This window comes from Pseudomonas sp. NFACC46-3, assembly GCF_900114515.1.
Taxonomy (GTDB): Bacteria; Pseudomonadota; Gammaproteobacteria; order Pseudomonadales; family Pseudomonadaceae; genus Aquipseudomonas; species Aquipseudomonas fluorescens_Q.
In genome coordinates this window covers 13,554-28,784 of record NZ_FOTH01000012.1, presented here as the reverse complement: position 1 = coordinate 28,784, position 15,231 = coordinate 13,554, and the positions used below count along the sequence as shown (strand labels likewise).

The following is a 15,231-nucleotide window of genomic DNA, read 5'->3' as shown; positions in this document are numbered from 1 at the left end:
TCTGGCTTCCCTGAAGAACCATGTCGCCCCAGACAATTTCCGCAGGACAATAAAAAACCCCGACTCGCAAGAGCCGGGGTTTTTCGTTGAAGCGCTACAACGGCTTAGCCGTTGAACACATCATCCACGCTCTTGAGCGGGTAGTTCTTCGGATACGGCAGGGTGGCCACGCCAGTCTCGATGGCGGCCTTGGCCACGGCGTCGGAGATCAGGGTGATCAGGCGGGCGTCCATTGGTTTCGGGATGATGTACTCACGACCGAATTCCAGCTTGATGCCGCCGTAGGCGTCGCACACTTCCTGAGGCACCGGCAGCTTGGCCAGTTCGCGCAGGGCGTTGGCGGCCGCGACTTTCATTTCTTCGTTGATGCGCTTGGCGCGAACGTCCAGGGCACCGCGGAAGATGAACGGGAAGCCCAGTACGTTGTTGACCTGGTTCGGGTAGTCCGAACGGCCGGTGGCCATGATCACGTCATTACGAGTTGCGTGAGCCAGTTCCGGGGCGATTTCCGGGTCCGGGTTCGAGCACGCGAACACGATTGGGTTCGGCGCCATGCGCAGCAGGTTTTCCGGGCTCAGCAGGTTCGGACCCGACAGGCCGACGAACACGTCGGCACCGTCCAGCGCGTCCGCCAGGGAGCGCTTCTCGGTCGCGTGGGCAAACACGGCCTTGTACTGGTTCAGGTCGTCACGGCCGGAGTGGATCACACCGGTACGGTCGACCATGAAGATGTTTTCGATATTGGCGCCCATGCTCACCAGCAACTTCATGCAGGAGATGGCCGCAGCGCCAGCGCCAAGGCAGACGATCTTGGCTTCCGGCAGGGTCTTGCCGGCGATTTCCAGGGCGTTGATCATGCCGGCCGCAGTAACGATCGCGGTGCCGTGCTGGTCATCGTGGAATACCGGAATGTCGCACTGTTCGATCAGGGCGCGCTCGATCTCGAAGCACTCAGGTGCCTTGATGTCTTCCAGGTTGATGCCGCCGAAGGTGATGGAGATGCGCTTGACGGTGTCGATGAAGGCTTGCGGGCTCTCGGAATCGACTTCGATGTCGAATACGTCAATACCGGCGAAGCGCTTGAACAGCACGCCCTTGCCTTCCATGACTGGCTTGGAAGCCAATGGGCCGAGGTTACCCAGGCCGAGAATCGCGGTGCCATCGGAAATGACTGCAACCAGGTTGCCTTTACCGGTGTATTTGTAGGCCAGTTCAGGGTCGCGAGCGATTTCGCGGACTGGTTCGGCTACGCCGGGGCTGTAGGCCAGCGACAAGTCGCGAGCAGTAGCGGTGGCCTTGGTGAGCTCGACACTCAGCTTCCCTGGACGAGGATTAGCGTGATATTCGAGAGCGGCAGTTTTCAGATCAGACATGTGGGCATTCCGCTTTTTACTGTGTTGGACAGACGGACCGCCGAGGATACGCGCCTCGCAAAGTCCCCACAAGACTGACCAGTCACTGCTGTCAAGCGCCCTGCCCTACGACTTTGGGCCAAGAGCCACGAAACACAAGGACCACATGCATACAATCCACTGACAAAATGTCTACAATTTTTTCTTACAAGACCGCTTGCAGCATGGCAGGATCGGTCAGCGGCAACATCCATCGCGCCTGCCCAGCCTTGTGGCCGCCGCGTCGGGCGCGATCGACGACCCAGCCACGGGCCTCGATTTTTCGGCCCTTTAGCCGCTTCAGGGCCGAGGCGTCGAAGCGTCTTTGCACACCGGGCGCGATGTGCAAGACAACTGCCCCCTGCAATTCAATCCAGATGCCACCGCGATTGCGCTGCACGTTTTCGACACGTCCGCTCATCAGCACAAAACCGGGCGCATTGATTTGCTCCGCTCGCACGACGGGCGATTTTTTCCAGAGGCCGGATCCGGCTTGCCGCGCATGACGTTCAGCCATTTGCTGGCATCTGACCAGGTCGACGTTCGGCGCGACCGCCACCAGAAACCCCAGCCCCTCGGCAATCAACCGTTCCTCGAGGTTCTCGCCCTGGGCGTTGTAGACATGGGCCAGTGTGCGACCGTAATCATCGTGGTCATCCTTGCCAGGCAACACGCCCACCCGGCCATCACTGGCGGCTACCAGGGCTTCGAGTCGCTGACGCGCCGCCACGGCGAACGGTTCGTCGGCGCGGCCTCGCTTGCCCAGTTCAGGGCTGTTGAGACCGATCATCCGAATGCGCCGGCCATCCTCCAGGTACAAGGTATCGCCGTCCACCACCCGTTGCACCGCCACTTGGGGCAGGTTGCCGGGCGAAGGACAGGACGCCTGGGCACCACCGAGGCAAATCGCGGACACAAAAAAGGCGCCCGCAAGGGACGCCTTTTTCATCAGTCTGGAGCGGTCGGGACGACCATCCAAAATGATCAGCCTCAGGCTTTTGGAGTAACTTTGCCGAAAGCACCGAAACGATCGGCGAACTTCTGAACACGACCGCCGGTATCCAGAGTCTTTTGCTTGCCGGTGTAGAACGGGTGGCATTCGTTGCAAACGTCGATCGCCAGGGCTTTGCCGTAGGTCGAACGCGTTTCGAACTTGTTGCCGCAGCTGCAGGTTACGGCAATTACTGGGTATTCCGGATGGATATCGGTTTTCATGCTGTTTTCCTCAGGCTAGCGTGCCGCCACCCAACACTATTGTTGAATACCGCACGTAATTAGGCCGCGGATTCTACCAGACAACATCAATCACGCAAGCTATGACTTGTACCAACCGTCTGCTAGGCTCGCGGCCTCAAGCACAATCCCTGTGAGAGAGAGCTTGCTCGCGATAGCGGTGGGTCAGTTGCAGTGATGCTGGCTGTGCCACAGCCATCGCGAGCAAGCTCGCTCCCACATTGAATCGTGTTCAGCCTTGCGAACTTGTCCGCCTATCGAGATCCCCCGCGTGCCCGACGCCATCCTGCGCCTCGCCCTGCCTTCGCCGCTGCGCCGCCTGTTCGACTACCGCGCCCCGGCCGGAGCCCTGCGCGCCCAGTTGCAGCCGGGCATGCGCCTGCGGGTGCCGTTCGGCCGGCGGGAGATGATCGGCATCCTGGTGGAGGTCACCGACCACAGCGAGGTCCCGGTCGACAAGCTCAAACCAGCCCTGGCCCTGCTCGATGCCACGCCACCACTGCCCGCCGCGCTGTTCAAGTTGTGCCTGTGGACGTCCCAGTATTACCAGCACAGCCTCGGCGACACCCTGAGTTGGGCGCTGCCGGTGCTGCTGCGCCAGGGCGAACCGGCCGAGGCGCGCCAGGAGCGGTTCTGGTCGGTGGCGCCCGGCGCCTCGCTGGACGATCCACGCATCGCCCGCGCCCCGCGCCAGCGCGAGGCCTTGGCGACCCTGGCCCAACATCCCCACGGCGTGGCGCACCAATTGCTGAGCAAACTGATGCTCAGCAAGGACAGCCTGGACCTGTTGCTGGCCAAGGACCTGGTCCAGGTGGAAATACGCAGGCACGCCCCCGGCGCCCGCCATGAACATTGGCTGGCCCAGCCGGAACTGCCGCTCAACACCGAACAGCGGGCCGCTTGCGAGGCCATTCGCGCAGGCTTCGACAGTTATCACGCCTTTCTCCTGGCGGGCGTCACCGGCAGCGGCAAGACCGAGGTCTACCTGCAACTGATCCGTCAGACCCTGGAGGCCGGCAAGCAGGCGCTGGTGCTGATTCCGGAAATCAACCTCGGCCCGCAAACCCTGGCGCGCTTCGAACAGCGCTTCAACGCCCGGATCGCCCTGGTGCACTCAGCGGTCAACGACCGCGAACGCCTGGAGGCCTGGCTCGCCGCCCGGGACGGCGAGGCCGACATCATCATCGGCACCCGTTCGGCCCTGTTCACACCGATGAAGAACCCTGGCCTGATCATCATCGACGAAGAACACGACGGCTCGTATAAACAGCAAGAAGGCCTGCGCTACCACGCCCGCGACCTGGCGCTGGTGCGCGCCCGCCAGGAAAACATTCCCATCGTGCTCGGCTCGGCAACCCCGTCGCTGGAAAGCCTGCACAACGCCTACACCGGCCGCTACGGCCTGCTGCGCCTCAATGAGCGGGCCGGCGGCGCCAAGCAACCGCGCTTCCTGCGCCTGGACGTGAAAAGCCGCCCGCTGGACAGCGGTATTTCCGGGCCGATGCAGCAAGCCATCGGCCAGACCCTGGCTGCCGGGCAACAGGTCCTGGTGTTCCTCAATCGCCGCGGTTTTGCCCCGACCCTGTTGTGCCACGACTGCGGCTGGATGTCTGGTTGTGAGCGTTGCGATGCGCGGATGACCGTGCATCAACGCCATGGCGAGTTGCGTTGCCACCATTGCGGCCACGTCGAGCGCGTGCCAAGGCATTGCCCGCAGTGCGGCAAAGTGGACTTGCGCCCGGTCGGCGCCGGCACCGAACGCGCCGAAGAACGGCTGGGCATCCTGTTCCCCGATTACCCGGTACTGCGGGTGGATCGCGACAGCACTTCGCGCAAAGATGCGATGAACCAGTTGTTCGCAACGATCCAGAAGGGCCAGCCGTGCATCCTGGTGGGCACGCAAATGCTCGCCAAGGGGCACCACTTCCCACGGGTCACGCTGGTGTCGATCCTCGACGCCGATGGCGGACTGTTTTCCGGTGATTTCCGCGCCAGCGAGCGCATGGCACAGTTGATCGTCCAGGTCGCAGGCCGGGCCGGGCGGGCCGAGGAGCCGGGCAAAGTGATCATCCAGACCCACCTGGCCGATCATCCGTTGCTGATCCAACTGACCGAGCAAGGTTATTTCGCCTTCGCCGAACAGGCCTTGAGTGAACGGCGCAGCGCCGGCCTGCCGCCGTTTGCACACCTGGCGCTGTTGCGGGCTGAAGCTCACAAGCCGGGGCAGGCCGAAGCGTTCCTTGATGAAGCCTGCAGCGAGGCCGAGCGCTTGCTGGCGCAGCAGAACCTTACCGGTATCGAACTGCTCGGCCCGGTACCGGCGCCGATGGAGCGGCGGGCGGGGCGCTATCGAGCCCAGCTTTTATTACAAGCCAATGCCCGGGCGCCGTTGCATCGGCTATTAAGCGCCTGGCTACTGGTGCTGGAGCAGATGCCCAGCGGACGGGCAGTGCGCTGGTCGCTGGATGTGGATCCGGTGGATTTGTACTGAATGGACCGCAAGCCGGCCCCCTGTGGGATCGCGTGCCTCCAGGCCAGCAAGAATAGTCACCACACATCCCCAACCGACCCGCTACAGTTGGCAAGCTCGTCCGGGCCACGGATAATGCCCAGTTTTTCCACCAGCGCATCGAAGCGCCGCCGCGCCTGCGGTTGAAAGAGAAGACCATGAAAGACACCATTCGCCAGCTCATCCAGCAAGCCATCGCCCAACTCGTCACTGAAGGTGTGCTGCCAGAAGGCCTGTCGCCGGCGATTCAGGTCGAAAACACCCGCGACAAGACCCACGGCGACTTCGCCAGCAACATCGCGATGATGCTCGCCAAGCCGGCCGGCATGAAACCGCGGGACTTGGCGGAGAAAATCATCGCCGCGCTGCCGGCCGACGAGAACGTCAGCAAGGCCGACATTGCCGGCCCCGGGTTCATCAATTTCTTCCAGAACACCCAGGCCCTGGCCTCGCGCCTGGACGCGGCCCTGGCCGACGAGCGCATTGGCGTGCGCAAGGCCGGTCCGTTGCAGCGCACCGTGGTCGACCTCTCGGCGCCCAACCTGGCCAAGGAAATGCACGTCGGCCACCTGCGCTCGACCATCATCGGCGACGGCGTGGCGCGGGTCCTGGAGTTTCTCGGCGACACCGTGATCCGTCAGAACCACGTTGGCGACTGGGGCACCCAGTTCGGCATGCTGATGGCCTACCTTCAGGAAAACCCCATTACCAGCGATGAACTGTCGGACCTGGAGAACTTCTACCGCGCCGCCAAGCAACGCTTCGACGAGTCGCCCGAGTTCGCCGACCGTGCCCGGGGCCTGGTGGTCAAGCTGCAAGCCGGCGATGCCGAGTGCCTGGCGCTGTGGAGCAAGTTCAAGGACATCTCCCTGTCCCACTGCCAGAAAATCTACGAGTTGCTGAACGTCAAATTGACCATGGCCGACGTGATGGGCGAAAGCGCCTACAACGACGACCTGATCAACGTGGTCAACGACCTCAAGGCCAAGGGCATGCTGGTGGAAAGCAACGGCGCCCAGTGCGTGTTCCTCGACCAGTTCAAGACCGCCGATGGCGAGCCGTTGCCGGTGATCATCGTCAAGGCCGATGGTGGCTATCTCTACGCCACCACCGACCTGGCAGCCGTGCGCTACCGTAACAGCGTGCTCAAGGCCGATCGGGTGCTGTACTTCGTCGACCAGCGCCAGGCTCTGCACTTCCAGCAAGTGTTCGAAGTCGCACGCCTGGCCGGTTTCGTGACCCATCCAATGGAGATGGAGCACATGGGCTTCGGCACCATGAACGGCGCTGACGGCCGCCCATTCAAGACTCGCGACGGCGGCACGGTGAAGCTGATCGACCTGCTGACCGAAGCCCAGGACCGCGCCTACACCCTGGTCAAGGGCAAGAACCCCGAGCTGGCCGAAGACGAACTGCGCAAGATCGCCAAGGTCGTGGGCATCGACGCGGTGAAATACGCCGACCTGTCCAAGCACCGCACCAGCGACTACAGCTTCAACTTCGACCTGATGCTCAACTTCGAAGGCAACACCGCGCCGTACCTGCTGTACGCCTACACCCGCGTGGCGGGGGTGTTCCGCAAGCTCGGCAAAAGCTTCAATGAAGTGGACGGCCAGATTGTGCTCCAGGCCCCTCACGAACAGGAGCTGGCGGCGAAGCTGGCGCAGTTCGGTGAAGTGTTGAATAACGTCGCCGACAAGGGCACGCCGCACACCCTGTGCGCCTACCTGTACGATGTCGCCGGCCTGTTCTCCAGCTTCTACGAGAACTGCCCGATCCTCAACGCGCAAACCCCAGAGCAAATGCAGAGCCGCCTGCGCCTCGCCGCGCTGACCGGGCGTACGCTCAAGCAAGGCCTGGAACTGCTGGGCCTGGAAACCCTGGAGCGCATGTAAGTTGGCAGCCAAGAAAAAACCTGCACCCAAACGCGGCGCCAGTCGTTACCAGCCTCCAGCCAAAAAACCGATTCCGGGCTGGTTGTGGATGGCCATCGGCCTGACCGTCGGCGCTTTCATTGTGTTTCTGATGAAGCTGGAGCCGGGCCAGGGCGATGACGTCAAGCGCGTCCGGCAAGAGCAGCAGAAAGCCACGCGGATCGCCGAGGCCAACAAGACTCCGCCGAGCCCAACGCAACCGGTGAAGCCGAAGTACGACTTCTACACCTTGCTGCCGGAATCGGAAGTCATCGTGCCGCCCGAAGCCGTACCGGAGAAAACCCTGCCGACGCCGCAAGTGCCCACCACGCCGGTGACCCCGGCCGAAGCGGCGAAGATCGACACCGCCCGCGCCCAGGCGGCCCTGGCCGGCATCACGCCGCCGCCCGCCCCACCGGTGCAGAAAGCCGCGCCGGTGACGAAGTTCTTCCTGCAAGCCGGTTCGTTCCGCAAGGAAGCCGACGCCGACAAGGTCCGCGCGCAGATCATTCTGCTGGGTCAGTCCGTGGCGGTGGAGTCCGGCACCGTGAAGGACGAAACCTGGTACCGGGTACTGGTCGGGCCGTTCAGCAACCGCGAAGAACTGACCAAGGCCCAGAAACAATTGGCCGGCAGCGGTTTCAGCAACTTGTTGTTACAACAACGCCAGAGCCGCTAGGCCAGGCGACACTCCCCCTTGTGGCGAGGGGATTTATCCCCGCTGGGCTGCGCAGCAGCCCCAAAAGCAGCGACCAGATCAATCTGACACACCGCATTTAAGGTTTTAGGGCTGCTACGCAGCCCAGCGGGGATAAATCCCCTCGCCACAGATAATCATTGCCACAGGTATGATTGGCCTGTGAGGCAAGACAAACCGCTCATCCCCTCCTCCACCCCACAGTTGAAAAACCCCGCGCCACCCCCATATGAGTTCCATCCGGGCATTTTCGCCCCGCTGCGTGGAGACTCTCCCTTGACCACCATCGTTTCAGTCCGCCGTCATGGCAAAGTCGTCATGGGCGGCGACGGCCAGGTTTCACTGGGCAACACCGTGATGAAAGGCAACGCGAAGAAAGTCCGCCGCCTGTATCACGGCGAAGTCATCGCCGGTTTCGCCGGGGCCACTGCCGACGCCTTCACGTTATTCGAACGTTTCGAAGGCCAACTTGAGAAACACCAGGGCCACCTGGTCCGAGCCGCCGTGGAACTGGCCAAGGAATGGCGCACCGACCGCTCCCTGAGCCGCCTCGAAGCCATGCTCGCGGTCGCCAACAAGGACGCCTCCCTGATCATCACCGGCAACGGCGACGTCGTTGAGCCCGAAGACGGCCTGATCGCCATGGGTTCCGGCGGTGCCTACGCCCAGGCTGCGGCCAGTGCCCTGCTGAAAAAAACCGACCTGTCGGCTCGTGAGATCGTCGAGACTGCCTTGGGCATTGCCGGCGACATCTGTGTCTTCACCAACCACACTCAGACCATTGAGGAGCAGGACCTCGCGGAATAAGCCTGCCCAGGCGAACCACGCCACGGCCCATTCTTGCTTGAGGACCACCCATTATTATGTCCATGACTCCCCGCGAAATCGTCCACGAACTCAACCGCCATATCATCGGCCAGGACGATGCCAAGCGCGCCGTCGCCATCGCCCTGCGTAACCGCTGGCGCCGGATGCAATTGCCCGAAGAACTGCGCGTCGAAGTGACCCCCAAGAACATCCTGATGATCGGCCCGACCGGTGTCGGTAAAACCGAAATCGCCCGGCGCCTGGCCAAACTCGCCAACGCGCCGTTCATCAAGGTCGAAGCCACCAAATTCACCGAAGTCGGCTATGTCGGCCGCGACGTCGAGTCGATCATCCGTGACCTGGCCGATGCCGCCATCAAGCTGCTGCGCGAACAGGAAATCACCAAGGTCCGCCACCGCGCCGAAGATGCCGCCGAAGAGCGCATCCTCGACGCCCTGCTGCCGCCGGCGCGCATGGGCTTCAACGCCGACGCCGCCGCGACCCAGGACTCCAACACCCGCCAACTGTTCCGCAAGCGCCTGCGCGAAGGCCAGCTGGACGACAAGGAAATCGAGATCGAAGTGGCCGAAATGGCCGGCGTCGATATTTCCGCGCCGCCAGGCATGGAAGAGATGACCAACCAGTTGCAGAGCCTGTTCGCCAACATGGGCAAGGGCAAGAAGAAAAACCGCAAGCTCAAGGTCAAGGAAGCGCTGAAACTGGTGCGCGACGAAGAAGCCAGCCGCCTGGTCAACGAAGAAGAGTTGAAGGCCAAGGCATTGGAGGCGGTCGAGCAACATGGCATCGTGTTCATCGATGAAATCGACAAGGTCGCCAAGCGCGGCAATGTCGGCGGTGCCGATGTGTCCCGCGAAGGTGTACAACGCGACCTGCTGCCGCTGATCGAAGGCTGCACGGTCAACACCAAGCTGGGCATGGTCAAGACCGACCATATCCTGTTCATCGCCTCCGGTGCGTTCCACCTGAGCAAGCCGAGCGACCTGGTGCCAGAGCTGCAGGGTCGCCTGCCGATCCGTGTCGAGCTCAAGGCGCTGACGCCGGAAGACTTCGAACGCATCCTCAGCGAGCCCCACGCGTCCCTGACCGAACAGTATTGCGCGCTGCTCAAGACCGAAGGCCTGAACATCGAGTTCACCCCGGAAGGCATCAAGCGCCTGGCCCAGATCGCCTGGCAGGTCAACGAGAAGACCGAGAACATCGGTGCCCGTCGCCTGCACACGTTGCTCGAACGCCTGCTCGAGGAAGTCTCGTTCAGCGCCGGCGACCTGGCGAGCGCCCACAACGAAGCGCCGATCCTCATCGACGCCGAGTACGTCAACAGCCACCTGGGTGAATTGGCGCAGAACGAAGATCTGTCGCGGTATATCCTGTAGGTCACACGCTGTGTGAGCGGGCTCCTGTGGCGAGGGAGCTTGCTCCCGCTGGGTCGCGAAGCGGCCCCAAAAACCCGACTCCGGCGGATTATCGGGAGTCTTTTGGGAGGGCTTCGCCCTCCAGCGGGAGCAAGCTCCCTCGCCACGGATCGCTCATGCAAGGCGTCACGAAACGGACGATCTGCCATGACCAAACTCCCCACCGCCATCAACCTGCACAAAGCCTCCAAGACCCTGACGCTCAAATACGCGCCGGACGAGGAGTATCACTTGCCCGCCGAGTTCCTGCGGGTGCACTCGCCTTCCGCCGAGGTCCAGGGCCACGGCAAACCCATCCTGCAATACGGCAAGCTCAACGTTGCACTGATCAAGGTCGAACCGGCCGGCCAGTACGCACTGAAACTGACCTTCGACGACGGCCACGACAGCGGGCTGTTCACCTGGGACTATCTCTACCAGTTGGCGGTGCGTCAGGAAGACTTGTGGAACGATTATCTTGGCGAACTCAAGGCCGCCGGAAAAACCCGCGACCCGGACGAGTCCGTCGTCAAGCTGATGCTCTAACTCAGGGGCTGGCGCTTTAGGGCGATTTTTCTAGACTCATCTGCTTGAATGCCCGCGCAGCAACGTCAATGACTGGCCTGCTTGCGAAAAAAATTAAACTCGGGTAACCAATGGAGCTGGCAAGTTACCTGCAAAGGAACCGCCGAGTTCCTGGCATACGTTTCCTCATTGGCCCTCGATGCGGAATTAATGGTCACCCGAGCAGCGTACCTGGTATTGGCTGTGTGGCTTCATGGCACGATCCGGGTACTCGTCTGAAGGACAATGGAGCGTCGTAGATGAGCAACAAGAACAACGATGACCTGAAGTATCAAGCCTCGGAAAATACCCTGGGGTTGAATCCCGTCGTCGGCTTGCGCAGGAAAGATCTGCTGGCCTCTGCCCGCATGGTGCTGACCCAGGCCATCAAACAACCGCTGCACAGCGTCAAGCACGTCGCCCATTTCGGCGTCGAACTCAAGAATGTCCTGTTCGGCAAATCCGAACTGCAACCGGCCGGCGACGACCGTCGCTTCGCTGACCCGGCGTGGAGCCAGAACCCACTCTACAAACGCTACTTGCAAACCTACCTGGCGTGGCGCAAGGAGCTGCACGCCTGGATCGACGACAGCAACCTCTCGCCCGCGGACATCAGCCGCGGGCATTTCGTGATCAACCTGATGACCGAAGCCATGGCCCCGACCAACTCGGCGGCCAACCCGGCAGCAGTCAAGCGCTTCTTCGAAACCGGCGGCAAGAGCCTGCTCGATGGCCTGTCCCACCTGGCCAAGGACCTGGTGCACAACGGCGGGATGCCGAGCCAGGTCGACATGGGCGCGTTCGAGGTCGGCAAGAGCCTGGGCGTGACCGAAGGCGCCGTGGTGTTTCGCAACGACGTGCTGGAGCTGATCCAGTACCGCCCCATCACCGAGCAGGTCCACGAGCGACCGCTGCTGGTGGTACCGCCACAAATCAACAAGTTCTATGTATTCGACCTGAGCCCGGACAAGAGCCTGGCGCGCTTCTGCCTGCGCAGCAACGTGCAGACCTTCATCGTCAGTTGGCGCAACCCCACCAAGGAGCAGCGCGAGTGGGGCCTGTCGACCTACATCGAGGCGCTCAAGGAAGCGGTGGACGTGGTCACGGCCATCACCGGCAGCAAGGACGTGAACATGCTCGGCGCCTGCTCGGGCGGCATCACCTGCACCGCGCTGCTGGGCCATTACGCCGCCCTCGGCGAGAAAAAGGTCAATGCGCTGACCCTGCTGGTCAGCGTGCTCGACACCACCCTGGACACCGACGTGGCGTTGTTCGTCGACGAACAGACCCTGGAAGCGGCCAAGCGCCATTCCTACCAGGCCGGTGTACTCGAAGGTCGCGACATGGCCAAGGTGTTCGCCTGGATGCGCCCCAACGACTTGATCTGGAACTACTGGGTCAACAATTATCTGTTGGGCAACGAGCCACCCGTGTTCGACATCCTGTTCTGGAACAACGACACCACGAGGCTGCCAGCGGCGTTCCACGGCGACCTCATCGAAATGTTCAAGAACAATCCACTGATCCGTCCCAATGCACTGGAAGTGTGCGGCACGCCCATCGATCTCAAGCAGGTCTCCGCCGACATCTTCTCCCTGGCCGGCACCAACGACCACATCACGCCGTGGAAGTCCTGCTACAAGTCGGCACAGCTGTTTGGTGGCAAGGTGGAGTTCGTGCTGTCGAGCAGCGGCCATATCCAGAGCATCCTCAACCCGCCAGGCAATCCCAAGTCGCGCTACATGACCAGTGATGACATGCCAGCCAAGGCCGAGGATTGGCAGGAGAATTCAACCAAGCACACCGACTCCTGGTGGCTGCACTGGCAGGCCTGGCAGGCCGAGCGCTCGGGCAAACTGAAAAAAGCCCCGACCGTGCTGGGCAACAAGGCCTACCCGGCCGGCGAAGCGGCGCCCGGCACTTATGTGCATGAAAGATAGCTGCAAGCTTCAAGCTTCAAGCTTCAAGCGCCTTAACTTGCAGCTTGAAACTTGAAGCTTGATGCTGCTTTTCCACTTCTCCACCCCAGGGCTTGAGCATGCCGCAACCGTACATCTTCCGTACCGTCGATCTGGATGGCCAGACCTTGCGCACCGCGGTACGTCCCGGCAAGCCTCACTTGACGCCGCTGCTGATTTTCAACGGCATCGGCGCCAACCTCGAGCTGGTGTTCCCGTTCATCCAGGCCCTGGACCCGGACCTGGAAGTCATCGCCTTTGACGTACCCGGTGTCGGCGGCTCATCGACGCCCAACCGGCCGTATCGTTTTCCTGGCCTGGCCAAACTCACCGCGCGAATGCTCGATTACCTGGACTACGGGCAGGTCAATGTGATCGGCGTGTCCTGGGGGGGCGCCCTGGCCCAGCAGTTCGCCCATGACTACCCCGAGCGCTGCAAGAAGCTGGTACTGGCGGCCACGGCGGCCGGGGCGGTGATGGTGCCGGGTAAACCGAAGGTGCTGTGGATGATGGCCAGCCCCCGGCGCTACGTTCAACCTTCCCATGTGATGCGTATCGCCCCACTGATCTACGGCGGTTCGTTCCGTCGCGACCCGAGCCTGGCGGCCAGCCATGCGGCCAAGGTGCGTTCGGCGGGCAAGCTCGGTTATTACTGGCAACTGTTCGCCGGCCTGGGCTGGACCAGCATCCACTGGCTGCACAAGATCCACCAGCCGACCCTGGTGCTGGCTGGCGACGATGACCCGCTGATCCCGCTGATCAACATGCGCATGCTGGCCTGGCGCATTCCCAACGCCCAATTGCACATCATCGATGACGGCCATCTGTTCCTGATCACCCGGGCCGAGGCGGTGGCGCCGATCATCATGAAATTCCTGGAGGAAGAACGTCAGCGTGCGGTGATGCATCCGCACCCCTCACCACTGGGCGGCTGAAACCGCCCATTAGCGCCTGGCAGGACGCCGGACCGCGCAGCGACCCGAAACAGCGACTATGTTGTCTGGTTCGGTGTGTTTGTTTTTAGCCTGATGACGAAGGAGTTGACTCATGCGCGACAAACCGGCGAAGGGCTCCATGCCCGCCCCTGCCAGCTTCATCAACGCACAAAGTGCGGTCACCGGCCTGCGTGGCAGGGACCTGCTGTCCACCTTGCGCAGCGTTGCCGTACACGGCTTGCGCAACCCGGTGCACAGTGCCCGGCATGCGCTGAAGCTGGGCGGTCAACTGGGCCGAGTGCTGCTGGGGGAGACCCTGCACCCCACCAACCCCAACGACCAGCGTTTCGCCGACCCCACCTGGCAGCTCAATCCGTTCTACCGCCGCAGCCTGCAGGCCTACCTGAGCTGGCAGAAACAGGTGACGAGCTGGATCGACGAAAGCACCATGAGCCAGGATGACCGCGCCCGCGCCCACTTCGCCTTCGCCCTGCTCAACGACGCCGTTTCGCCGTCCAACACCTTGCTCAACCCGCTGGCGGTCAAGGAGCTGTTCAACTCCGGCGGCACCAGCCTGGTTCGAGGCCTCAGCCATCTGGTGGATGACCTGCTGCACAACGACGGGTTGCCGCGACAAACCACGCCCCATGCCTTTGAAGTCGGCAAGACCCTGGCAACCACCCCTGGCGCGGTGGTGTTTCGCAACGAATTGCTCGAGCTGATCCAGTACCGGTCCATGAGCGAAAAGCAATACGCCAAGCCGTTGCTGATCGTGCCGCCGCAGATCAACAAGTTCTATATTTTCGACCTGAGCCCTTCCAACAGCTTCGTCCAGTACGCCCTGAAAAACGGTTTGCAAGTTTTCATCATCAGTTGGCGCAACCCTGACGTACGCCACCGCGAATGGGGCCTGTCCAGCTACGTCGAGGCCGTGGAAGAGGCCATGAACGTCTGCCGGGCGATCACCGGCGCCCGCGAGGTCAACCTGATGGGCGCCTGCGCCGGAGGCATGACCATCGCCGCCCTGCAAGGCCACCTGCAAGCCAAGCGCCAGTTGCGTCGAGTCGCCAGTGCCACCTACCTGGTGAGCCTGCTGGACAGCCAGATCGATAGCCCGGCCACGCTGTTCATCGACGAGCAGACTCTCGAAGCCGCCAAGCGCCGTTCCTACCAGAAAGGCATCCTCGATGGCCGCGACCTGGCCCGGGTGTTTGCCTGGATGCGCCCCAACGATCTGATCTGGACTTACTTCATCAACAACTATCTGCTGGGCAAGGAGCCGCCGGCCTTCGACATCCTCTACTGGAACAACGACTGCACCCGCCTGCCGGCGGCTTACCACGGCGACCTGCTGGACTTCTTCAAGCACAACCCACTGACCCATCCCGGCGGCCTGGAAGTGTGCGGCACACCTATCGACCTGCAGAAAGTGACGGTGGACAGCTTCAGTGTGGGCGGCATAAATGACCACATCACACCGTGGGACGCGGTGTATCGCTCGACCCTGTTGCTCGGTGGCGAAAAACGCTTCGTGCTCTCCAACAGCGGCCACGTCCAGAGCATCCTCAACCCGCCGGGCAACCCCAAGGCCAACTTCATCGAAAGCGCAAAATTGAGCAGCGACCCACGGGCCTGGTACTACGACGCCAAGCACGTCGAAGGCAGCTGGTGGACCCAATGGCTGGGCTGGATCCAGGAGCGTTCCGGCGCCCAGCACGAAACCCAGATGACCTTGGGCAACGCGAACTACCCGCCTCTGGACGCAGCTCCCGGTACCTATGTTCGCGTGCGCTGAAGCACCTTACCCCACGG

The 15,231-nt window shown here is 62.2% G+C and carries 12 protein-coding genes; 9 read left to right on the top strand and 3 right to left on the bottom strand.

Annotation, left to right across the window (positions count from 1 at the left end; translation table 11 throughout):
- Positions 1-104: 104 nt before the first annotated feature.
- The 3 genes from BM300_RS14085 to rpmE all read right to left on the bottom strand — a co-directional run bounded on the left by BM300_RS14085 (position 105) and on the right by rpmE (position 2,606).
- Positions 105-1,373, bottom strand: coding sequence for a malic enzyme-like NAD(P)-binding protein (locus BM300_RS14085; RefSeq protein ID WP_092146789.1), 1,269 nt, complete (start codon positions 1,371-1,373; stop codon positions 105-107).
- A gap of 184 nt (positions 1,374-1,557) precedes the next feature.
- Positions 1,558-2,340 (bottom strand): thermonuclease family protein, encoded by a 783-nt coding sequence (locus BM300_RS14080; RefSeq protein ID WP_092222309.1) that lies wholly within the window; start codon positions 2,338-2,340, stop codon positions 1,558-1,560.
- 41 nt (positions 2,341-2,381) lie between these two features.
- A complete protein-coding gene (rpmE, locus tag BM300_RS14075) occupies positions 2,382-2,606 on the bottom strand; it encodes a 50S ribosomal protein L31 (RefSeq protein WP_003196965.1) in 225 nt (74 codons plus the stop codon).
- A gap of 289 nt (positions 2,607-2,895) precedes the next feature.
- On the opposite strand from rpmE, the gene BM300_RS14070 reads away from it, so the two are divergent.
- The 9 genes from BM300_RS14070 to phaC (BM300_RS14030) all read left to right on the top strand — a co-directional run bounded on the left by BM300_RS14070 (position 2,896) and on the right by phaC (BM300_RS14030) (position 15,214).
- Complete coding sequence (locus tag BM300_RS14070; RefSeq protein ID WP_092222307.1) at positions 2,896-5,115, top strand: primosomal protein N'; 2,220 nt, start codon at positions 2,896-2,898, stop codon at positions 5,113-5,115.
- Between the two features lie 176 nt (positions 5,116-5,291).
- Positions 5,292-7,028, top strand: a complete 1,737-nt coding sequence (gene argS / locus BM300_RS14065) for an arginine--tRNA ligase (RefSeq protein ID WP_092146793.1) — start codon at positions 5,292-5,294, stop codon at positions 7,026-7,028.
- Position 7,029: 1 nt separating this feature from the next.
- On the top strand, positions 7,030-7,725 hold the full coding sequence (locus tag BM300_RS14060) for an SPOR domain-containing protein (protein ID WP_063323312.1): 696 nt from the start codon (positions 7,030-7,032) through the stop codon (positions 7,723-7,725).
- A 294-nt stretch (positions 7,726-8,019) separates the two neighbouring features.
- Positions 8,020-8,550 carry an ATP-dependent protease subunit HslV gene (hslV, locus tag BM300_RS14055; RefSeq protein WP_003196958.1) on the top strand — a complete coding sequence of 177 codons (531 nt, stop codon included), beginning with the start codon at positions 8,020-8,022 and terminating at the stop codon, positions 8,548-8,550.
- Positions 8,551-8,606: 56 nt separating this feature from the next.
- Positions 8,607-9,944, top strand: coding sequence for an ATP-dependent protease ATPase subunit HslU (hslU, locus tag BM300_RS14050; RefSeq protein ID WP_063323313.1), 1,338 nt, complete (start codon positions 8,607-8,609; stop codon positions 9,942-9,944).
- 186 nt (positions 9,945-10,130) lie between these two features.
- Complete coding sequence (locus BM300_RS14045) at positions 10,131-10,508, top strand: gamma-butyrobetaine hydroxylase family protein (RefSeq protein ID WP_063323314.1); 378 nt, start codon at positions 10,131-10,133, stop codon at positions 10,506-10,508.
- 278 nt (positions 10,509-10,786) lie between these two features.
- Complete coding sequence (gene phaC, locus BM300_RS14040; protein WP_092222305.1) at positions 10,787-12,466, top strand: class II poly(R)-hydroxyalkanoic acid synthase; 1,680 nt, start codon at positions 10,787-10,789, stop codon at positions 12,464-12,466.
- A 98-nt stretch (positions 12,467-12,564) separates the two neighbouring features.
- Positions 12,565-13,419, top strand: coding sequence for a poly(3-hydroxyalkanoate) depolymerase (phaZ, locus tag BM300_RS14035; protein WP_072344981.1), 855 nt, complete (start codon positions 12,565-12,567; stop codon positions 13,417-13,419).
- Between the two features lie 112 nt (positions 13,420-13,531).
- Positions 13,532-15,214, top strand: a complete 1,683-nt coding sequence (gene phaC / locus BM300_RS14030) for a class II poly(R)-hydroxyalkanoic acid synthase (protein WP_063323317.1) — start codon at positions 13,532-13,534, stop codon at positions 15,212-15,214.
- The last annotated feature ends 17 nt before the right edge of the window (positions 15,215-15,231 follow it).